This window comes from Acinetobacter sp. WC-323 (assembly GCF_000314615.1).
Classification (GTDB): domain Bacteria; phylum Pseudomonadota; class Gammaproteobacteria; order Pseudomonadales; family Moraxellaceae; genus Acinetobacter; species Acinetobacter courvalinii.
In genome coordinates this window covers 48,283-69,693 of record NZ_AMZS01000028.1, presented here as the reverse complement: position 1 = coordinate 69,693, position 21,411 = coordinate 48,283, and the positions used below count along the sequence as shown (strand labels likewise).

Annotated in this window: 20 protein-coding genes and 1 pseudogene; 8 read left to right on the top strand and 13 right to left on the bottom strand. The window is 41.8% G+C overall.

Annotated elements, in window-relative coordinates:
- Positions 1-209, bottom strand: a pseudogene (locus tag ACINWC323_RS14655) (alkyl hydroperoxide reductase subunit F); the annotation flags it as partial.
- 230 nt (positions 210-439) lie between these two features.
- Here ACINWC323_RS14655 and ACINWC323_RS14660 point away from each other — a divergent pair.
- Both ACINWC323_RS14660 and ACINWC323_RS14665 read left to right on the top strand, forming a co-directional pair.
- Complete coding sequence (locus tag ACINWC323_RS14660; RefSeq protein WP_009509492.1) at positions 440-658, top strand: DUF1653 domain-containing protein; 219 nt, start codon at positions 440-442, stop codon at positions 656-658.
- Between the two features lie 35 nt (positions 659-693).
- Positions 694-1,281, top strand: coding sequence for an O-methyltransferase (locus ACINWC323_RS14665; RefSeq protein ID WP_009509563.1), 588 nt, complete (start codon positions 694-696; stop codon positions 1,279-1,281).
- On the opposite strand, the gene ACINWC323_RS14670 is transcribed toward ACINWC323_RS14665, so the two are convergent.
- Positions 1,273-2,307 carry an AraC family transcriptional regulator gene (locus tag ACINWC323_RS14670; protein ID WP_009509504.1) on the bottom strand — a complete coding sequence of 345 codons (1,035 nt, stop codon included), beginning with the start codon at positions 2,305-2,307 and terminating at the stop codon, positions 1,273-1,275. The two genes, ACINWC323_RS14665 and ACINWC323_RS14670, sit on opposite strands and share 9 nt — an antisense overlap.
- A 122-nt stretch (positions 2,308-2,429) precedes the next feature.
- Here ACINWC323_RS14670 and ACINWC323_RS14675 point away from each other — a divergent pair, with 122 nt between their 5' ends.
- A complete protein-coding gene (locus ACINWC323_RS14675) occupies positions 2,430-3,623 on the top strand; it encodes an alkane 1-monooxygenase (RefSeq protein ID WP_009509501.1) in 1,194 nt (397 codons plus the stop codon).
- 53 nt (positions 3,624-3,676) lie between these two features.
- On the opposite strand, the gene ACINWC323_RS14680 is transcribed toward ACINWC323_RS14675, so the two are convergent.
- Together ACINWC323_RS14680 and ahpC are read right to left on the bottom strand one after the other, a co-directional pair.
- Positions 3,677-3,886 carry a KTSC domain-containing protein gene (locus ACINWC323_RS14680; RefSeq protein WP_005231004.1) on the bottom strand — a complete coding sequence of 70 codons (210 nt, stop codon included), beginning with the start codon at positions 3,884-3,886 and terminating at the stop codon, positions 3,677-3,679.
- 255 nt (positions 3,887-4,141) lie between these two features.
- On the bottom strand, positions 4,142-4,705 hold the full coding sequence (gene ahpC, locus ACINWC323_RS14685) for an alkyl hydroperoxide reductase subunit C (RefSeq protein ID WP_004772679.1): 564 nt from the start codon (positions 4,703-4,705) through the stop codon (positions 4,142-4,144).
- Between the two features lie 479 nt (positions 4,706-5,184).
- Between ahpC and hrpA the strand changes: the two genes are divergently transcribed.
- From hrpA to ACINWC323_RS14700, 3 genes are all read left to right on the top strand, one after another.
- Positions 5,185-9,123: an ATP-dependent RNA helicase HrpA gene (gene hrpA, locus ACINWC323_RS14690; RefSeq protein WP_009509574.1), complete on the top strand. Its 3,939-nt coding sequence runs from the start codon at positions 5,185-5,187 to the stop codon at positions 9,121-9,123.
- Between the two features lie 45 nt (positions 9,124-9,168).
- The gene (locus ACINWC323_RS14695) at positions 9,169-10,275 is read left to right on the top strand and encodes a beta-ketoacyl-ACP synthase III (RefSeq protein WP_009509568.1); all 1,107 of its coding nucleotides are present in this window, start codon (positions 9,169-9,171) and stop codon (positions 10,273-10,275) included.
- A gap of 81 nt (positions 10,276-10,356) precedes the next feature.
- Positions 10,357-10,773, top strand: coding sequence for a hypothetical protein (locus ACINWC323_RS14700; protein ID WP_009509557.1), 417 nt, complete (start codon positions 10,357-10,359; stop codon positions 10,771-10,773).
- Between the two features lie 308 nt (positions 10,774-11,081).
- On the opposite strand, the gene lipA is transcribed toward ACINWC323_RS14700, so the two are convergent.
- Positions 11,082-12,095 carry a lipoyl synthase gene (gene lipA, locus ACINWC323_RS14705; protein ID WP_004772671.1) on the bottom strand — a complete coding sequence of 338 codons (1,014 nt, stop codon included), beginning with the start codon at positions 12,093-12,095 and terminating at the stop codon, positions 11,082-11,084.
- Between the two features lie 190 nt (positions 12,096-12,285).
- Here lipA and sthA point away from each other — a divergent pair, with 190 nt between their 5' ends.
- Positions 12,286-13,701: a Si-specific NAD(P)(+) transhydrogenase gene (gene sthA, locus ACINWC323_RS14710; protein WP_005231000.1), complete on the top strand. Its 1,416-nt coding sequence runs from the start codon at positions 12,286-12,288 to the stop codon at positions 13,699-13,701.
- 79 nt (positions 13,702-13,780) lie between these two features.
- Positions 13,781-14,254: a DUF3465 domain-containing protein gene (locus tag ACINWC323_RS14715; protein ID WP_009509495.1), complete on the top strand. Its 474-nt coding sequence runs from the start codon at positions 13,781-13,783 to the stop codon at positions 14,252-14,254.
- A 40-nt stretch (positions 14,255-14,294) separates the two neighbouring features.
- Here the strand turns inward: ACINWC323_RS14715 and ACINWC323_RS14720 are convergent, their stop codons facing one another.
- The 8 genes from ACINWC323_RS14720 to ACINWC323_RS14755 all read right to left on the bottom strand — a co-directional run bounded on the left by ACINWC323_RS14720 (position 14,295) and on the right by ACINWC323_RS14755 (position 21,331).
- Positions 14,295-14,747, bottom strand: a complete 453-nt coding sequence (locus ACINWC323_RS14720; RefSeq protein ID WP_009509582.1) for an Mpo1 family 2-hydroxy fatty acid dioxygenase — start codon at positions 14,745-14,747, stop codon at positions 14,295-14,297.
- Between the two features lie 141 nt (positions 14,748-14,888).
- Positions 14,889-15,500 carry a septal ring lytic transglycosylase RlpA family protein gene (locus ACINWC323_RS14725; RefSeq protein WP_004772666.1) on the bottom strand — a complete coding sequence of 204 codons (612 nt, stop codon included), beginning with the start codon at positions 15,498-15,500 and terminating at the stop codon, positions 14,889-14,891.
- 289 nt (positions 15,501-15,789) lie between these two features.
- On the bottom strand, positions 15,790-16,791 hold the full coding sequence (gene mltB / locus ACINWC323_RS14730; RefSeq protein ID WP_005230996.1) for a lytic murein transglycosylase B: 1,002 nt from the start codon (positions 16,789-16,791) through the stop codon (positions 15,790-15,792).
- Positions 16,792-16,810: 19 nt separating this feature from the next.
- Complete coding sequence (rodA, locus tag ACINWC323_RS14735) at positions 16,811-17,953, bottom strand: rod shape-determining protein RodA (RefSeq protein ID WP_009509578.1); 1,143 nt, start codon at positions 17,951-17,953, stop codon at positions 16,811-16,813.
- Positions 17,954-18,118: 165 nt separating this feature from the next.
- Complete coding sequence (locus tag ACINWC323_RS14740; protein WP_005230994.1) at positions 18,119-18,778, bottom strand: hypothetical protein; 660 nt, start codon at positions 18,776-18,778, stop codon at positions 18,119-18,121.
- 35 nt (positions 18,779-18,813) lie between these two features.
- On the bottom strand, positions 18,814-19,629 hold the full coding sequence (gene queF, locus ACINWC323_RS14745; protein WP_009509514.1) for an NADPH-dependent 7-cyano-7-deazaguanine reductase QueF: 816 nt from the start codon (positions 19,627-19,629) through the stop codon (positions 18,814-18,816).
- Positions 19,626-20,399, bottom strand: a complete 774-nt coding sequence (locus tag ACINWC323_RS14750; protein ID WP_004772656.1) for an ABC transporter permease — start codon at positions 20,397-20,399, stop codon at positions 19,626-19,628. Before ACINWC323_RS14750 ends, queF begins: the two co-directional genes overlap by 4 nt.
- Positions 20,396-21,331 (bottom strand): ABC transporter ATP-binding protein, encoded by a 936-nt coding sequence (locus ACINWC323_RS14755; RefSeq protein WP_005230992.1) that lies wholly within the window; start codon positions 21,329-21,331, stop codon positions 20,396-20,398. Before ACINWC323_RS14755 ends, ACINWC323_RS14750 begins: the two co-directional genes overlap by 4 nt.
- Positions 21,332-21,411 lie beyond the last annotated feature (80 nt).

Genomic DNA, 21,411 nt, shown 5'->3' with positions numbered 1-21,411 from the left:
CCTGCTTTGGCGACACCGAAGCTAGGACGGCGAGCGTTTGAACCGTCAAAACGCGCCGTAACCTGATCAGAAAGTTCTGCGATTTCAGTCACCAGTTCTTTGATTTTCTCTGCTTTGTCTGAGTCATCCAAAGCAGCAATCAGTTCGATCGGACTTTCTAAACGTTCTAAATAAGCTTTTAATTGAGTTTTAATATTTTGATCTAACATGTATTTCTCCAAACCCTAAGACTTTTAAATCGGTCAATTCATTCAATAAGGCTATATTACGTAAAAATGATAAATAGGTAAAACAGTATGTTTTTATTGTTTTAATCGGTTTTTTGAATTTTTAATTCATCCGTTGAATTTTGAAATATATCTTTCGATAAAAAAATCAGTACAATCATACTTGTTATACAACTGCAATCATTGCATGACATAAAGAAAGGGTAAGCAATATGGCATTACAGCGCGGCATCTATCAACATTATAAAGGGCAACTTTATCAGGTCTTTCATGTTGCCCGTCATAGTGAAACTGAAGAGCAACTGGTCGTGTATCAATGCTTATATGGCGATTATTCAATGTGGGTACGTCCATTGGCAATGTTTACTGAAACGGTTGAACTGGCGGATGGTCAAATCCAGCCCCGTTTTAAATTAATTCAGGCGATTTAAGCGGAATTGCCGACTTAACATCTGGAGGGGCAGTGATGACCAATAGTGTGTTTTTACAGCGTATTGCTGATTTATATGATCAGTTCAAGCAACACGATGCGCAACAGTCTGATCGTCTGAGCCGTTATCGCAATATAGAAGCCGAGTCGGCAAAGTTATTGGCGATGCTGATTCGTTGTCAGCAATCAAAGCGTATACTGGAAATCGGCACTTCGACTGGTTATTCAACCTTGTGGCTGGCTGAGGCTGCCCAAGCGGTCGGTGGAAAAGTTCAAACGCTGGAAATTGATCCTTTACGCAGTGCCCAGGCGAAAAAATATGCGGAAGCGTTTGAGCTGGCACAGCACATTGATTTCTGGATAGGAGATGCGGCGGATTTTCTGGCTCAGGCCAGTCAACCGTTTGATTTTATTTTACTGGATGCAGAGCGTGGCAATTATGTGAGTTACTGGGCCGATTTAAAGCGTTTATTACAAACATCTGGTAGCACCTTGGTGATTGATAATGTGATTTCTCATGCTGCAGAAGTGAAAAGCTTTCTGGAATTGATTAAGCAAGATGACGATTACATGACTACGATTTTACCGATTGGCGCGGGCTTATGTATGGTGGTGTTAAAGTGAACGGATTTGATCCTGATGTTTTAAACGATACGCTTGCGGACTGCAGCCTATGACTTTGTTAAAGGCACGGGTAAAATTGGCAGGATTGGAATAACCCAGTTCATACGCTATCGCTGTAATGGTAAGGCTAGAATTCTCTAATAAATCGATGGCGCGTTCTGTGCTGATCTGTTGCTTTAATTCCTGAAACTCAACACCTTGTTGCTGCAAATAGCGTTGCAGGGTTTTTGTCGAAATATTCAGGACTCGGGCACATTCGGTTAAGGTGGGCACTTGATTGGCTTGTCGCAACATCATGCTGACCCATTCCACAATTTCACCTTGATGGTAGATTTTCTGGATTTGTTCCTGACAGCGTTGCTCAACCACTTTTAAGCTATGTGCGTCTGCCAACGGTAAGGGCAGTGCCAATTGTTGCTGGTCAATCTCGACCCGTATACCGGATAGCCAGCTATAATTAAACTGAAAACTGGCTTTGACTAAGGATAGATAACGTTCTTGATAAGTCGGTTCGGGGATACTTAAATAGATTTGATAACGTTGTAACTGCTGACCTGCCAGTTCTAGCAGACTGTAGTAAAAGGCAACTGCAATGGCTTCGATATGAAAGGCCAAACATTGTTTATTCATCTGCAAAATTGGTTCAAATAACAGTTCGACTTTTTGTGAGCCTGCTGGAAACTGAATACTGAGCTTAAAACTCGGCATAATCAGCCTAAAGTATTGTGCAATGAGTCTGAGTGCATGTTCCAGATTCGGGCTGGTCATCAGGGCATAACCCACCAGACTATGCGAGCTGAGTTTAAGGTTTTTTCCAAGTACAAAGGCCAGATCATGGGTATTAGGCAGGCTTAAACCCATTTCAATAAATTGCTCTATCTGTTGAATAGACAACAGTTCTGTTTGTGCCAGTTGCTGCTGCAATGCACTCAACACATGATTATCGTATTGATGTGTGCCGATTAAAATTTCAATCAGACGCAAATAGTAGCGTGCTGGAATTACCGGAATCTGTTGCTTTTGCACAAGAAGAACTCAGTAAAGTCTTAAAATGATAATAGCAAGTCTTAAAATGATAATATAGTACTGCTGTAAAATTACACAATGACCTCAAGCAAAAGAGTTTGTGTTTGATTGAGGAGATTCTAATGAATATGCATACTCAACTGGATGTCGAGCAAGCGGCAACAACATTTAAGGATAAAAAACGGCATTTATGGTTATTGGGTCTGGCTGTCCCTACGATTGCAATGAGTGGTTTGGCAGGCTATCAGTTTGGTCCTAAAAAAACCAAAAAATTCTTCGCTTCATTTGGTCCCTTATTTATTCATGCTGTTATTCCAACATTAGATAAATTGATTGGTGAAGATACGGAAAACCCGCCACTCGATGCAATTGCAGATTTAGAAGCCGATCCGTATTATGCCCGTATTGTTAAACTTTTTATTCCTTTGCAATACGCGACCAATATCTATGGCGCATATTTAGCCAGTCGTAAAGATACTTCGCTTGCGGATCAGCTGTTACTGGGAAGCTTGGTCGGGATGGTCAATGGTATTGCGATTAATACCGCACATGAATTGAGTCATAAATCAGGACGGCTGGAACATTATCTGTCACATCTGGCTTTGGCGCCGTCAGGTTATAACCATTTTCGCATCGAACATCCTTATGGTCACCACCGTCGTGTAGCCACACCTGAAGACCCGGCATCGTCACAATTTGGCGAAAGCTTCTGGAAGTTTTTACCGCGTACCGTGATGGGTAGCTTTAAATCGGCGATCGAGATTGAAAAGAATCGTTTACAACGCAAGAAATTGCCTTTCTTATGTAAGGAAAATGAGTTGATTCACGGTTGGGCCATGTCGGCTCTGTACCATGTTGCCATGTTAAGCAAATTTGGTCTGCATTCAGTCCCATTCCAAGTGACACAAGCGGCCTATGCAATTACCTTGTTTGAGTCGGTCAATTATATTGAACACTATGGTTTAAAGCGGGCAAAGAAAGAAAATGGTCAGTATGAACGGACGTTGCCTGAGCATAGCTGGAACAATAATAATGTAGTGACCAATTTATTTTTGTATCAATTACAACGCCACTCTGATCATCACGCCAATCCGACCCGAAGCTTTCAGACCTTACGTCATTTTGAAGATGCGCCGCAGTTACCCGCAGGTTATGGGGCCATGATTATGCCCGCATTCATTCCAGCGTGGTGGTCAAAAATTATGGATGATCGGGTGGTACAACACTATCAAGGTCATTTGGACAGAATCAATGTTCATCCTGAAGCCAGACAGAAGATGTTAGAAAAATATAGTCAGCAGGATGATGCTGCCTGAATAGGCAAGTGAAATAGCTTAAATCAGCCTGAGCGGGCTGATTTTTTTATACTTTAAGCTGAAATACACAGTCGTTTAAAGTGCAGATCGAACTCAAGATATTTATGTACAAAGGCCGTTTTATCATGGGTGCGAAGTAAATTATTGTAGATAAACTCTGGAACTGGATGGTAAAGCTCGCCTGAGCCATTGCTATAGAAAATTTTTAAATAGCGTGAAGAAACATCATATTTCCAGGAGGTTACAACAACAGATTTTTCCATAGATTCGTCCCCATATTGATTTGATCTTTTAGTACATTTTTGAACAACTTTTATCCTTCATTCTTTGACAGTACTCCAACTCAGCTCCTGTGACAATTGATAAATGAAGCTGGCTATAAATTTATAAGTATAAGAATTGTAAAAAATTAGCTATAAAATTTGGCTACAAGAAATGGGGGATTTTTAAAATAAAGCAGGCAAAAAGAAACCACCCTAAAAAGGGTGGTTTCGGACCATTGGGTCTAATCTAAATAATTAGATTTTACCAACTAAGTCGATAGATGGAGCAAGGGTTGCTTCGCCTTCTTTCCATTTAGCCGGGCAAACTTCACCTGGGTGAGCGTGAACGTATTGAGCAGCTTTTACTTTACGAAGAAGTTCAGATGCGTCACGGCCGATACCACCAGCGTTGATTTCAACGATTTGGATTTTGCCTTCTGGATCGATAACGAAAGTACCACGGTCAGCAAGACCAGCAGCTTCGATTAATACGTCGAAGTTTTTAGAAAGAGTCCAAGTTGGATCGCCGATCAATGGGTATTGGATTTTACCAATAACGTCTGAAGTGTCGTGCCAAGCTTTGTGCGTGAAGTGAGTGTCAGTAGACACGCCATAGATTTCAACGCCTAATTTTTGGAATTCAGCATAGTTATCAGCAAGGTCGCCTAACTCAGTTGGACATACGAAAGTAAAGTCAGCTGGGTAGAAGAATACAACAGACCATTTGCCTTTAAGATCTGCTTCAGATACGTCAACAAATTGACCGTTGTGGTACGCAGTTGCTTTAAATGGTTTAACTTCAGTATTAATTAAGCTCATCATTGTCTCCATGATTGAGGTTTTATTGAGAGGCTAACGCCTTACTTGTTTACGAGGTCTAGAATAAATAATTTTTAGTTATTGGGGAAATAGTATTTTTACATGACTAAAATCGGAAAATTGAATAACTCAATCAAAAACGACTTTCACCCAAAGATATCTGCTCTATTTGACGACATAAAAATGAAGCCAACATGACAAAACATCTGAAAACTAATGTGCATAACAACATGAAGTCTACGTGATCAAAATTCAAGGGTAAAATTGAAAAAATCTAAAAATATATAAAAAACCATGATATACGATTAAAATTTCTTCATTGAATAAAGGCTTTGAAGGAGAGCAGTGACAGAGCAAGATGATGGAAGCATTCCTTCATTTTTACCGCTTAGTCTGAACAGATTGATGCAGTTTCTTTGCATAGCAAGGCTTTAAGGCGTAAAATAGCCGATTAGTTTATTTTTCAGGAAAGCTGTTCAGTGCAGAGTCATTTAAATGTAGATCAATTGGTTATGGCACGTGACCGTCACCGTTTAAATCGACTGCGCAAGGATAAGAAAACACGACCAGCAGATATCGAAAAACTGTTTGAACAGTCTAACCACAAGGTTAAGCAACGCCTTGCACGCCTTCCAAAGATCAAACTCAATCAGGATTTACCTGTCACCCAGTATGCAGATCGTTTGATTGAAGCGATTCAAAAGCATCAGGTCATTATTGTGGCGGGTGAAACCGGTTCCGGTAAAACCACACAGCTCCCGCAGATTGCCATGCTGGCAGGGCGTGGACTGACGGGTATGATTGGTCACACCCAGCCACGTCGTCTGGCTGCACGTAGTGTTTCGCAGCGTATCGCCGAAGAGGTTGGTGAAAAACTCGGTGAATCAATCGGTTTTAAAATCCGTTTTAACGAGCAGGGTTCACAAGACTCGATTGTTCGTTTGATGACCGATGGTATCTTGTTGGCTGAACTGACCAATGACCGTTTCCTGTCAAAATACGACACCATTATTATTGATGAGGCGCACGAACGCTCTCTCAATATTGACTTTATTATGGGCTATCTCAAGCAGCTTTTACCAAAGCGCCCTGATTTAAAAGTCATTGTTACTTCGGCAACGCTCGATGTGAATCGCTTTAGCCAGTATTTCTATGACGCACCGATTTTTGAAGTCGAAGGGCGTAGTTTCCCTGTTGAAGTGCGTTATCGCCCGATTTCAGAACTGAGCATCGTTGGCAGTGATGATGATGAATTCGATGACTTTGAAGAAAACCTCCCGCGTGCCGTGGTACAGGCTGTCGAAGAATGTTTTGCCGATGCAGAGAGCAAGGGCCATCCTGAGCATGCTGATATTCTGGTTTTCGCCAGTACCGAACAGGAAATTCGTGAATTACAGGAGACCTTACAAAAGTATGGCCCTCGTCATACCGAAGTGTTGCCTTTATACGCACGTTTAGCCTTGGCAGAACAGCAAAAGATTTTTAGTCCAAGTGGTAAAGGTCGCCGTATCATTATTGCGACCAACGTGGCTGAAACGGCACTGACAGTTCCGAATATTCGCTATGTGATTGATAGTGGTTTTGCCCGTATTTCACGTTATAACTATCGTTCACGGGTGCAACGTCTGCCAATTGAAGCCATTTCACAGGCTGCAGCCAATCAGCGTAAAGGTCGTTGTGGTCGTATTGCGGCGGGTGTGTGTATTCGCTTATATAGTGAAGAAGACTTTTTAAGCCGTCCAGAATTTACCGAGCCGGAAATTAAACGAACCAACTTGGCCTCTGTGATTTTGCAAATGCAAAGCTTGGGTCTAGGTAGTTTGGAAGATTTTGATTTTATCGAGCCACCCGATTTTCGTCTGGTCAATGATGGTCGTAAACTGCTGATCGAGTTGGGTGCACTGAGTGAGAAAAAAGCCCCTCTTTCCCAAAGAGGGGTTGGGGGAGATTTATCTAAAGAGAATCCCCCTCAATCCCCCTTTACCAAAGGGGGAAGCCCAGATAGCTTAACCAAAGTCGGTCAGATGATGGCACGTATGCCGATTGATCCGCGTTTAGCTCGTATGATTATCGGTGGGGCACATTTTGGCGTACTCAAAGAAACGTTGATTATTGTCAGTGCCTTGGCAATTCAAGATCCGCGTGAACGTCCTGCCGACAAACAAATGCAGGCCGATCAGAAGCATGCGTTATTCAAAGAAGCGGATTCAGACTTTTTATTCTATTTAAAGCTTTGGAATACGATACAAACCAGTCCGGATACGCAGACGGAAAATAAGCGCCGTCAATTTGCACGTCAGCATTTCTTAAGCTGGTTGCGTTTGCGTGAATGGAAACAGACCCATCAGCAACTGGTTGAGCTGGCAGAAGGATTAAAACTAAGTTTTAATGAAAAGGGCGCCAATTATGAAAATTTACACCGTGCTCTGTTAACAGGTCTACTTTCATTTATTGCCAATAAAACCGATGAACGTAATACCTTTATGGCAGTACGTCAACAGAAAGCCAAAGTGTTCCCAGCCAGTACCTTGCATAAAACCAATACCGCTTGGGTGATGGCCTTTGAAATGGTGGAAACCTCTCAGGTGTATTTACGGACTTTGGCAAAAATTGATCCAGAATGGATTTTGCTGGCAGCCCGTGATTTATTGAAGTACCACTATTTCGAACCGCACTGGTCCAAGAAAGCGGGTATTGTGAATGCCTATGCGCAGATTTCTCTGTTTGGTTTAATTATTGAACCCAAGCGTTTGATCAACTTTGAAAAGGTGGATCAGCCAGCGGCCCATGAAATCTTTTTACGCGATGCTCTGACCACAGGGAATCTGGGGATTACACCACCGTTCTTGAAGCATAACTTGTTAAAGCTTGAAGAAGTGGAGCGCGTTGAAGATAAGTTGCGTCGCCGTGACTTGGTGGTTGATGAAGAGACCATTTACCAGTTTTATGCAGCGAAAGTGCCTGAGGAAATTGCCAGCCGTCGTAGTTTCGAAGATTGGCGTGCAACCATTGAACCTGATCAGCCCCGTTATCTGTTTGTCGAAGATGATGCATTATGGATGAACGATCGTCCGACCACGCAACAATTTCCTGACTATTTGCATAATGGTCAATTGCGTTTGGCGGCCAGCTATCGATTTGACCCAAGTCATGATGAAGATGGGGCAACCGTCAAGATTCCGGTACAGGCGTTACCACAAGTGGATGAAAAGCAATGGTCATGGGGAATTTCTGGCTGGCGTCAAGACCTGATCGAAGCCTTACTGAAAGCATTACCGAAAGATAAGCGCCGTAATCTGGTGCCGATTCCTGATACTGCGAGAAAACTGATGCAAGGCGTCGATGCAACGCATTTACGTGAACATCTGTTTAGTTATCTGGCATTTGCTTTGCGTGGTGAGCAAATCACGGAAAAAGATTTTTCTTTTGAACGGATTGACCAGTATCTGGTGCCTTTTATTAAGGTGCTGGATGAAAAAGGCAAGTTGATTGCGCAAGGGCGTGATCTGGATGAGCTAAAAGCACGCTGTCGTGTTGAAACCCATCGTCCAGTGAAACAGCAAAAAGGTGAGTTTAAGACCTTCCCTGAAAATTTCATCTTTGAAGCTTCGCAGAAGGTCACGGGCGTTGTGGTCAAGCAATATCAAGCGTTGGTACCAACCAAGCTTTTTGCCGAGCTGGATACTAAGGATGAGTCCGGTGTGGTGATTCAAACCTTTAATGATCAGGATGAAGCAATCAAGCAACATCGTGAAGGGGTGATTCGGCTGGTGCATATGCAGTTGGGGGATTTAATCCGTCAGCTCAAAAAGCAGATTTCCAAGCCGCTGGCACTGGCTTATTCACCTTTAGGTGAGCGGGCAAAACTGGAGCAGATGCTGGTGTATGCAACTTTGCAGGTGTCGATCCAGCAATTGCCTAAAAATGCCGATGAATTTCAGCAGTTATTGACTGAAACCAAAAAGCAGTTTTTAGCAAATGGTCAACAGACATTAGCTGATTTAACTGAAATATTTACCCAATGGCAGCAAATTCGCCGTGAATTGCTGGTACTCGACCAAAGTATCTTTGGTCGTAGTGTGGATGATATTGAAGATCAGCTTGATTTAATGTCATTGGCAGACTTTGTTTATAGCCAATCGCCCGAGATTTGGCAGGAATACCCGCGTTATTTGAAAGCACTGCTATTGCGTTTAGACCGTTTGCCAAATAATCTACAACGTGATCTTGCTGCAATTGATGATGTCGATCCATGGATGGACAAAGTATTTAAATTTAAAAAAGATCCTAAAATCAAAGAATTGTATTTGATGTTGGAAGAACTCAGAATTTCCTTGTTTTCTCAACCGATGAAAACAAAGCTGCCTATTTCACCAACTAGATTACAAAAACTATGGGATCGATTAGCAATCGGTTAAACTGAGAAATATGAAAGTTAGAAGCATTCTTTACAGGAGTTTTACATGGGCATCCGTATAACAGGTACAGGTTTATTTCACCCAACCGAATCGATTTCCAATGAAGAGTTGGTTGAAAGTTTAAATGCTTATGTAGAACAATATAACCAAGACAACGCCGCTCAGATCGAAGCAGGCGAAATCGAGGCTTTACGTGGTTCAAGCCCTGAATTTATTGAAAAAGCATCAGGAATTAAACGTCGTTATGTGGTCGAAAAATCAGGTATTTTAGATCCAACCCGCTTGCGTCCGCGTTTGCAGGAACGTAGCAACGATGAGCTTTCACTTCAAGCGGAGTGGGGCGTGATTGCGGCTAAACAGGCGATGGAAAATGCAGGTGTAACCGCTGACGACATCGATGTAGTGATTTTGGCTTGTTCAAACATGCAACGTGCTTATCCTGCGGTTGCGATTGAGATCCAGACAGCTCTTGGAATTAAAGGTTATGCCTATGATATGAATGTGGCATGTTCTGCTGCAACATTCGGTTTGAAGCAAGCTTATGATGCGGTGAAATGTGGCGCTCGCCGTGTATTATTGCTCAATGTTGAAATCACCTCAGGTCATCTGGATTATCGTACCCGTGATGCCCACTTTATTTTTGGTGATGTGGCGACAGCGTCGATTATTGAAGATACTGAAACCAAATCAGGTTTCGAAATTTTAGATATTCATTTGTTTACTCAATTCTCAAATAATATCCGTAATAACTTTGGTTTCTTGAATCGCAGTGAAGATGCAGTAGTCGATGACAAACTGTTCCGTCAAGACGGTCGTAAAGTATTTAAAGAAGTTTGTCCGCTTGTTGCGAAGATCATTACCGCACAACTGGAAAAACTTGAATTAACCCCTGAACAGATCAAACGTTTCTGGTTGCATCAAGCCAATGCCAACATGAATGAACTGATTTTAAAACTGGTTGTTGGTAAAGATGCTGATCTTGAGCGTGCACCGATCATCTTGGATGAGTTTGCCAATACTTCATCGGCGGGTGTTATTATTGCGATGCATCGTACCGGTGAGCAGGTAGATAATGGCGAATTCGCTGTGATTTCTTCTTTCGGTGCGGGCTATTCAGTGGGCTCGATTGTGGTACAAAAGCATATTGCTTAAGCTTTTAGCATAATTAAAATTAAGGAAGGAGCAGATTTGCTCCTTTTTTATAAAAGGAATGTATATAACTACGGGGAAGTTATGGCTTTTTCACTTTATTGTTTGATTGATGAGGACTCGGGTGTTTTTTCATTGGGGTTGTTAGAAAAACAGTTAAGCGAGTATTTTTCAAAAACAGGTATCTTTTCTGTTGAGTATGAAGAAGACCCCTTTAACCCTTTAGATAAGCATCTACGTTTTTCTTGGGAGGATTGGTGGATGCTTATCTTTTATGAAACAGGGCGGAATGTGATTGATGATTCTAGGATAATTGCAAATTATATTGATTCTAACCAAGCGGATAAGATTTCTGCTATTAATAAGCGGATTATAGTTAGATTTGCAGATAATGACTTAAAAGCTTATACAAATCATATGGTTTTGATGATTGACTATTTAGAAGATATACCAAATTCTGTTATTTTTAATCCTAATACTAAAGAGATTATCAAGGCATAAAATATTTGAAAAAAGATTTAATATAGGATAGATAAAGAAAATTACTATTTTTTATGGATATGGATTCACCCGAAGATTTTGATCGGGTAGTAGCTTGGATGGAAAAATGGAAAAGCTTGGTCATTATTGATGACTATTGTAATGGGGGGCATTAATGGAATGTTGAAGCTCTTATTGAGGCGATAATTGAGATTCCTAAAGCATGATTATGCTCTACTGTGAGGCTAATACCTGAAAATTTTTATTAAAACATAATCCTCAAAAAATTAAAAAATGAACGTACCGAAGTACGTCCATAACGAAAAATTTTAAGCCTCAATCGCTTGAACTGCAATTTTCTTGGCAGGATCTGCCTTACGGCGTACAGCAGGCACTGGTTCACCATGATATTGGCGATCAGCAAAGTAGCTTGAACGAACCATTGGCGCAGACCAGATATTTCTGAAACCGAGTTTACGGCCATGTTCAGCATAACGCTCGAATTCTTCTGGCGTAACAAAACGGTCAATTGGGGCATGTTGTTTAGACGGTTGCAGATATTGACCAATGGTCACGTAATCCACATCGTGTGCACGTAGATCATCCAGTAACGAAATCACTTCTTCTTCAGTTTCACCAATACCCACCATCAAACCACATTTGGTTGGTACATCAGGGCAGTATTCCTTAAACATTTTTAACAGGTTTAAAGAATGCTGATAGTCAGAGCCTGGACGCATCGCTTTATAAAGGCGAGGTACAGTTTCAATATTGTGGTTGAATACATCTGGCGGACATTCAGTCATGATGCGTAAGGCGATATCCATACGACCACGGAAGTCAGGCACCAGAATTTCCAATAGGGTTTTTGGACTTAATGCACGTGCTTCCTTGATACAGTCAACAAAGTGTTGAGCACCACCATCAAGCAGGTCATCACGGTCAACCGAGGTAATCACGGCATATTTTAAGCCAAGATTAGAAATGGTTTCAGCCATGTGACGCGGTTCATCTGGGTCCAATGCATTTGGACGACCGTGTGCAACATCACAGAAAGGACAGCGACGGGTACAGATATCGCCCATGATCATGAAGGTTGCTGTACCACCACCGAAGCATTCAGGCAGGTTAGGGCAGGCAGCTTCTTCACATACGGTATGCAGTTTTTGTGAACGCAAGGTTGTTTTGATACGCTGAACTTCTTCTGGAGCGGTCATCTTGACTCGAATCCAGTCAGGTTTGCGAGGTACTTCAACCGTAGGGATAACTTTTACAGGAATTCTTGCGACTTTTTCCGCGCCACGAAGTTTTATACCCTGTTCAGGTTTACGGTGTTCAGACATATACTTCCTACAGCCTTTGATTTGAGATATGTGAATATTATAGTCAAATTTACCGCATTAAAGCAGGAAAAGTGGTATTCATTTTGAAAATGTAAATATATAAAAATATATAGTTGTGAAATACATCATCTCGCTGCATATTGGTTATCATATAGAGAGCAAAAACGGTTAAGAGACAAAGGAGCTTTGAATGCCACGTAAGAAAGAGGTCGTTGGTGGGAATATTGTTAAATATGATGCAGTAATTCTCGGTTCTGGCCCAGCTGGCGAAGGCGCGGCAATGAAGCTTGCAAAAGCAGGTAAAAAAGTTGCAATCGTTGATGTTCGTGATCAACTCGGCGGTAACTGCGCACATGTAGGCACAATTCCAAGTAAAGCTTTGCGTCAAACAGTTTCAAGTATCATTCGTTATCAGCGTGATCCAATGTTTCAGAAAGTCGGTGAATGGAAGCAATTCACCATGAAACAGGTATTACGTAATGCGCATAAAGTGATTCAACAGCAAGTTGATACGCATACACGTTTCTATGATCGTAATAAAATCGAAGTCTTTCATGGTCGTGCTTATATACAGGATAAGAACACGGTTCTGATTTTTGGTCAGGATGGTATTAAAGACACCATTATTTGCAAGCAGATTGTGATTGCAACAGGTAGCCGTCCATATCAGCCAAAAGGTCTGGATTTTAATCATCCACGTGTATTTGATTCAGACAAGATTCTCGATCTTGATTTCGCCATCCAGAAAATCATCATTTATGGTGCAGGCGTGATCGGTTGTGAATATGCGTCAATTTTCATTGGATTAGATCATAAGGTTGATCTGATCAATACCCAGCAAAAGCTTTTAAGCTATCTGGATGATGAAATTGCCGATGCATTGTCATACCACTTACGTGAGCAAGGCGTATTGATCCGTCACAATGAGCAGATTGATCATTTAGAGACGTTTGATGATCACGTGGTTCTGCATTTATTAAGTGGCAAGAAGATCAAGGCAGATGCGATCTTGTGGTGTAATGGCCGTTCAGGCAATACCGATGGTTTAGGTCTTGAAAATGTAGGTTTGGTACCAAATGGTCGTGGTCAGTTGATGGTCAATGATCAATATCAGACTGAAGCAGAAAATATTTATGCAGCGGGTGATGTGATTGGCTGGCCATCATTGGCATCAGCGGCATATGACCAAGGTCGTTGCGCAGGTGCGAACATGGTTGGCGAGAAAAATGTCAAGCCAATCCGTGACGTTCCAACTGGTATTTATACCATTCCAGAGATTTCTTCGATTGGTAAGACCGAACAGGAGTTAACGGAAGAGAAAGTCCCTTACGAAGTGGGGCAGGCTTCTTTCCGTCATCTGGCGCGTGCGCAGATTACCGGTGATACGGTGGGTGAATTAAAGATTCTGTTCCACCGTGATACTTTAGAAGTATTAGGTATTCATTGCTTTGGGAATAATGCGGCAGAGATTATCCACATTGGACAAGTGGTGATGCATAGTCCGAACAATACCTTGAAGTATTTTGTTGAGACTACTTTCAACTATCCAACCATGGCTGAAGCCTATCGTGTTGCGTCTTTAAATGGTATGAATCGTTTGTTCTAAGCCAGTCAGTCCTTGTATGATGCAAATGCCAATCACCTTGATTGGCATTTTGCTATCTTGAGTTGAATAAAAGGGAAATATGAAAAATCAAAAAAATAATCTGATCATTGTTGCCATCGTCTTGTTGATCGCGGCTTATTTTGGTCTGGATCTTAAGCAAAAACAAAACACCGGATCTGATGCTCTTACCACCAATACCGAAAATACGGTTTCTGTCGATGATCAGCACAAGATCATGCAGGCTTATCAGCAGCAACGCAGTAATGTTCAGGTACAAGCTCAGGGCGTAGTGAAAGCGATTTTGCCTGATGATAATGATGGCTCAAGACATCAGAAAATGATTCTTAAGCTGGGCAATGGATTAACCGTTCTCATTGCGCACAATATTGATTTGGCGCCAAGAATTGAGGGGCTTAAAAAGGGCGATGTCGTGGAGTTCTATGGTGAATATGAATATAGCCAGAAAGGTGGCGTGATTCACTGGACGCATCATGATCCACGCGGAAAACACATGGATGGATGGCTAAAATATCAAGGAAAAATCTATCAATAACATTTTTCCTTGATCGGTTACTTGCAAGATAGGCGCTAAATTAGCGTGTAAGCGCCAATTTTTGACGAATTTTCCATTTAGGTAGGACTTTAGCTAAATACGCGTCCATGCACCATACAGGGCCAATCAGAAGGAATTGTAAGTCTTTAAAGAAAGAAGGCTTCTTGCCTTCAACTTTATGACCATAAAATTGACCGATCCAGGCAATTACAAATACCCCGATATAGAATCCAACACCGACTGGCAAGATCACAATCAGCCATGCCATCACGGCCAATAAAGCTGCCATTGCAATTGCAAGTACCAGGTCTAAACGAGCATAAAAGACTAAAGTTAAAACCAGCAATAACGCGGTAAGTAAGGTGCTAAAGTGCGCAAGGATACCAATAATCGAAAATAAGATGGCAGGCACACAAACCCAGTGAATTTTTTTGTTGGTCTGGTTCTGATGGCTATCGCTATACTCATCAAACCACTCTTCAATTGATTTCACAATGCGCTCCTCGCTATATTCATTTTTATGGCTTCAATATACCGAACAAAAGAACAGGGCGTAAAGCGTTAAAAAAGATTGCCGATAAAAAATAAAAAAAGCCGCATGAAGCGACTTTTTTTGAATGCTGTGGTTCAATGCTTAAGAGTTAGGACCATCAACACGTTCAATGCTGACATTACCCGTACCAGCGCTAGACATACCGAGTTGCTTGGCAGCACCATAAGATAAGTCTAATACACGGTTACCATGGAATGGGCCACGATCGTTGACTTTCACAACCACACTCTTGCCATTGTCTTTGTTAGTTACGCGGATGTAACAGTTCAAAGGCAGGCTACGGTGTGCAGCAGTCATGGCATTCATATCGAATGTTTCACCGCTTGCTGTTTTACGGCCATGGAATTGACGACCATACCATGAGGCAACGCCACTTTGGCTGAATTTACGAACTGTGTTCGAAGCAACAGTATTCAGTTTTTCAATCACTGAAGGCTCTTCTTCAGGGATATCGATCTTTGCAGCAATCGTCTGGCGACGTACTTTGTCACCTGAACTCTCAGTGATTGAAAGACTATTAACGTTAGAGAAACGAGAATTAAAATTTTGAGAATCTTTGCTTAGAACGCGGGCAGCCAAATTAGAACCATCCACATCATTTGATAATGATGAAGACTGTACCATTTCAGCATGTAACGGGCTTAAACTTAAGCCTGCCGTCAGCGCTAGAATATATTTTAGCGAAAACTGCATTGTATAAACTCCTAGAGAACATGCTTTTCTATTTCATCAAAACTGCCTGAAATATAGTGCACATGTCTAATTATTCACTTTTGCAATTACTTTTAACTTGCGGCGATAATATTCATCGCTTACGAAGTGTGTCTAGTCTTTAACGATAAATAGTTACAAAAAGGGCAAAAACTTACAGTTTGCGGTTAAATAATAATCAATATTGTAACAAGAAATGAATTTTGCTGATTCTGTGTTCGTTTTTTATTAAAAAATTATTGACTTTCCATAATCTTGTAAAAAAGCTAGCCTATCGGCTAGCTACTTCTGTACCTAATAACCATACTGCTGTCGCATACATACGGCTCTTATTGTAGGTGGTGATCACCTGGAAATTTGGATAAGTAATATAGTAAATCGGACCAAACTGATCTTGTAATTGAATCACATTCACCAGATCCAGATCATCAATTTTTACCAATGGGTTAACGGGGGTGATACCCAGTCTTTTCAGCTCACCATAAGGCGTTGGCTGGGTAAGGTCCTTGGCAATTACGCTGTCAGGATTATTGCCTGAGTAGCGTGCAGGGAAGCCAATTGGACGATCACGTTCCCAGCCATACTGAGCTAAATAGTTTGCAATTGATCCAATCGCATCAGCAGCAGAATTTCTAAGATCAATGTGTCCATTGCCATCGTAATCGACCCCAAGTTTCTGAATGTTACTTGGCATGAATTGTGGATATCCAATTGCACCTGCATAAGAGCCAACGATGCTATTCGTCGGATAACCTTCTTTATAGGTCCAGGAAATGAGCGCTGCGAGTTCATCACTAAAATAGTCGGCACGACGTGGATAGCCAAAAGCGAGCGTTGCAAGGGCATCACGTGTGATGAAAGAGCCTTTATTTGCGCCATAACCGGTTTCTACGCCGAGAATACCTAAAATGACCGCTTTAGGGACGCCATACTGCTGTTCTGCGCGATTAAGCACATCCTCATACTCGTTTTTGAAGCGGACACCACGTTGAATGGTACCTTCGACTAAAAACATCGAGCGATATTGATACCAAGGTTTGCTTTCACCCGGGCGGGTCATGATATTTAGAATGTTAGGCAGGTTGCGTGCACCGCTCATGGCAGCATCAATTTGTTCGCTGCTTAAGCCATAAGTGGTCATGGCTTTTTGTTTAAACGCAAAGTAATTCGGGTGATTATAAAATTCATTTGCTTGTGCCCAATTACTGCTCAAGAATAAACCAGCACTTAAAGTTAAAAATTTAAAAGTGTTATTTAAAGTAGGAAGAAACATAAGTTTATAAAATTCCTCATTATCGATGTGTATGAATAGACATAACCAGTCCAAAAGTTGACATAAGAGTAATAATTGCAGTTCCGCCATAACTCATGAACGGCAAAGGCACACCTACTACAGGTAAAATACCACTGACCATGCCTGCGTTTACAAATACATAAACAAAAAATGACAAACCAAAGGCGCCAGCCACTAAGCGACCATAGTTATGAAAGCTTTGTAGGCCAATCTGGAAGGTCCTGAAAATAATTGCACAGTAAAGAAGAATCAGCAGGGTAACACCAATCAGGCCAAACTCTTCTGAATAGGCTGCAATAATAAAGTCAGTATGACCTTCTGGTAAAAAGTGTAAATGTGATTGTGTACCTTCAAGGAAACCTTTACCCGAAAAACCACCAGAACCAATCGCAGTTTTGGACTGGATAATGTTCCAGCCTGTACCTAAGGCATCTGCTTCAGGATTAAAAAGTGTTAATACGCGTTGACGTTGATAGTCATGCAGTAAGAATTCCCAGGCGATTGGAATAACAATCCCTGCAGCACCTGCGGCTGCCGCAATCAATTTCCATGACAGGCCGCTGAGGAAAAGCACAAAGATCCCGCTGGCAAGGACCAGTAAGGAGGTGCCTAAGTCAGGTTGTTCTGCAATCAGGAGGAAAGGCACCACAATCAGCATTAACGATAGAATAACCTGAGAGAAGCTTGGCGGCAGGGCCTTGCGTGACAAGAACCAGGCCACCATCATTGGCATGCCGATCTTCATAAACTCACTCGGCTGCACACTACCAAAGCCGGGAATGTCAATCCAGCGTTGTGCACCCATACGCACTTCACCAAAGACCATCACTGCAATCAGGCATAAGACACCGAACATATAAAAGTAAGGTGAGAATGCCTGATAGACTTTGGGTGGAATCTGGGCCAAACCAAACATCACGGCAAAGCCGATCCCGAAACTCATCGCCTGTTTGGTAACAAGCCCGACGTCTTGGGCAGATGCACTATATAAAACCGTCAGTCCGAGTATGGCATTGAGAATTAAAAACAGACAGAGCCAGGGATCAAGGTGAAGTTGTTGCCAACGGGAAAGTTGATTGGCTGTGCTCAAGCCATCACGTGGTGCTTGACGCAAAAATTTGTATTGTGAGCTTGGGGACATGCGATTCTAAATCAAGTAAATCAACGCTTCGCGCATGCTAACATAATCGCCAATTTAGACAATGCAAATTTAGAATTTGTGACATTTATAAGCGGTTAATTTTGCATAAAATCGGCATAAAAAAAGCGACGATTTTGCAATCGTCGCTTTCTTCTGGAGCAAAGCTTATTTTTGAACCAATAATTGATCAAAGTGCTTGGTGAAGACTTCAAGTTCAACCTGGCTTAAGCTTGGAATCAATTTCTTGATCACGATATGCACGGCGGTTTCAACACCACTGGTTGCCACACTGGCAACGCCACGTTTGACCATACCCAGACCCAGAGTCTTGTTATATTCAGTCATAAAGTGATGAATCAGCGCATCAGCGAAAGTCTTAAACTGTTGTGTTAATACATCGCGTTGCTCTTTACCGTTTCCGGCAGCCACTTCGGCAAAGCTCTTTTTCATGTCAGTCACAAGGCTATCTGGTAATACTGTACCGATGCGTTGTTTACCGTCATTGTCAATGAACAGGCTCTTTTCCATAAAGGCTAAAGATTCACGCACCTGATCATTTGACGCTTTGCCTAACAACTGTTTCATGAGTGTTTCAACAATGCCGCGAATTTTAATCGCCAGACCTTCGGTGGTATCCCGTTTATCACTTGGTGGAAACTGCTGAACCAGGTGAACCAACATGGTGTCAATTAACTCATCAGTAAGCTGTAGAGAGATTTTGTCACGTAAAGGGTATTGAGGCTCTTTACTGTCACGATTGGCTTGTGCAAGCTGAATGTCCTGACTCAAACTTGCTGACGGAAGAATACCGAAATAACTGGTCATTGAAGAACGTCCTCTATATATCAAATTTATTCGTTTTATTGTCGTGCCAAGCGAATTGGCTCGGGCATCCATGACAAATCTGATACTCGGCATGGGTTAATATCCAAGCCCCCGCGACGAGTATAAGTTGCATAAACCATCAGTTTTTCAGGTTGCAAAAGTTGCCAGATATCGGCAAAGATTTGCTCGACACATTGCTCATGGAAACCATTATGCTGACGGTACGAGATAATATAAGCTAAAACGCTGCGATAACAAGGCTTTTTACCTTGCAAGCGAATAAAAACTGTACCCCAGTCTGGTTGACCTGTGACCGGGCAATTACTTCTTAAAAGGTGAGAGTAAAGTTCAATTTCTACATTTTCTTCGGCCGTAGCATCGAATTGCAATAAGCTTGAATCCGGATGTTCTGAAAGACGCTCAGGAACCAAATCATCAATGCAAATGCCTTGCGGTTTTGAAATCTCCAAGTCATCAACTTGAAATAGCTGTAATTCAACTTGAGCACCCGCAGCTTTGGACAGATCCTGTTCAACTGTTGCAATAAAGGCTTGTTTCGAATCAAATTGTGTAAAGTTCATGCTATTGAAATACAGCTTGAGTGACTTTGATTCAATTAAGTTCGGTGAGCTGGCTGGCAAGGTTAAACGGCCAATCGCCACCTGAGGCAAACCTAGCTGATTCAACCATGAAATTTCAAAAACATGCCACCAGTCTTTACCTTGAGTAATGCCTTCAATATGCGCATATTGTTGACGAGACTCAGCACGGGCAATTGGAAATAAAACTTCCGGTTGATATTGAGTCGGGTATTGGGTGTCTTTACCCAATAAAGAAAGTTCAACACTCATTCACGCATTCCTGAACCACGAGCTAATAAATGATAGGCAATTGCATAGAGGACAACACAGCACAGGGTCACAACACCTAAAGAGAAGGCCACATTGACGTCACTGTGTCCTAAAATGCCGTAACGGAAGGCATTGACCATATATACAATCGGATTAACTAAAGAGACGTTTTGCCAAAAAGGGCTTAATGCACTGATGGCATAGAACACACCACCTAAATAGGTAAGTGGGGTCAATACGAAAGTCGGGATAATGGAAATATCATCGAAAGACTTCGCATACACGGCATTAATAAAGCCACCCAGAGAAAATAATAATGAAGTAATAATAACGGTGTAGATCGTCACAAATAAATTATAAATTTCTAAATGGGTAAAGAACAAACTCATGATGGTCACAATCAGGCCAACCAGAACGCCACGGCTGACACCACCAATCACATAACCCCACAGGATTAAGTGCAGTGGCACGGGACTCATAATCAGTTCTTCAATACTTTTCTGGAATTTTGCACTAAAGAAACTCGAAGAAACGTTGGCATAACTATTGGTAATGACCGCCATCATGATCAAACCAGGCACGATGAACTGCATATAGCTAAAGCCGCCCATTTCGCCAATACGTGAACCGACCAGATTTCCGAAGATCACAAAGTACAAACTCATGGTGATCGCTGGTGGCAGCAAGGTTTGTGGCCAGATGCGCATAAAGCGACGAATTTCTTTAACAACTAAAGTCCAGAGTGCAGTTTTTAATTGACTGAAGTTCATTCATTCGCTCCTGCAAGATTTTTCTCGACCATTTTCACGAATAACTCTTCCAGACGATTGGATTTATTCCGCATACTGTTTACTTGAATGTTCTGAGACTGCAATAACAGGAACAGGTCATTCATGCTGTGTGCTTTATCCATGGTGACTTCGAGAGTCACAGGATCAATCAGATTAAATTTGAAGCCGATAATATTCAGGTCAAAACCACTAATCGGTTCAGCCAGATCACAAATGAATGATTCTTCATTTAACTGGTTAAGGAAGCCTTTCATGGTGGTATCTTCTTTAATCACACCACGATCGATAATTGCAATACGACGACACAACATTTCTGCTTCTTCTAGATAGTGCGTGGTCAGAATGATAGAGGTACCGTTGTCATTCATTTCGGTAAGAAAGTCCCACATCGAACGACGTAGCTCAATATCAACACCAGCAGTAGGTTCATCCAGAATCAGGAGCTTCGGCTCATGCATCATGGCACGTGCAATCATCAAACGGCGTTTCATACCGCCTGAAAGCATACGTGATTGAATATTACGCTTTTCCCATAGGCCAAGCTTTTCTAAATAATGTTCGGCACGTTGTTCTGCCACTTTTTTAGGAATGCCGTAATAACCGGCCTGGGTCACTAGAATATCGAAGGTTTTTTCGAATTGACCAAAGTTAAATTCTTGAGGAACAACACCAAGACATTGTTTTGCTTGAGAAGGATGGGTATCTAAGTTATGTCCAAAAATCTCAACTGAACCAGATGTTTTTTTGGCTAAAGAGCTAATGATACTGATCGTCGTTGATTTTCCTGCACCATTAGGGCCTAATAATGCATAAAACTCACCCTCAGGCACGGTTAAATTAATACCTTTTAACGCCTGAAAACCATTACGATAAGTTTTGGACAAATCGCTCAACACCAAAGCATCAGTCATAAACGTCTCACGTTGTTAAATAGAACGGGTATTTTGAGCGATATGAAAAAATAAACCAAGTAGAAAAATAGGTTTATGGC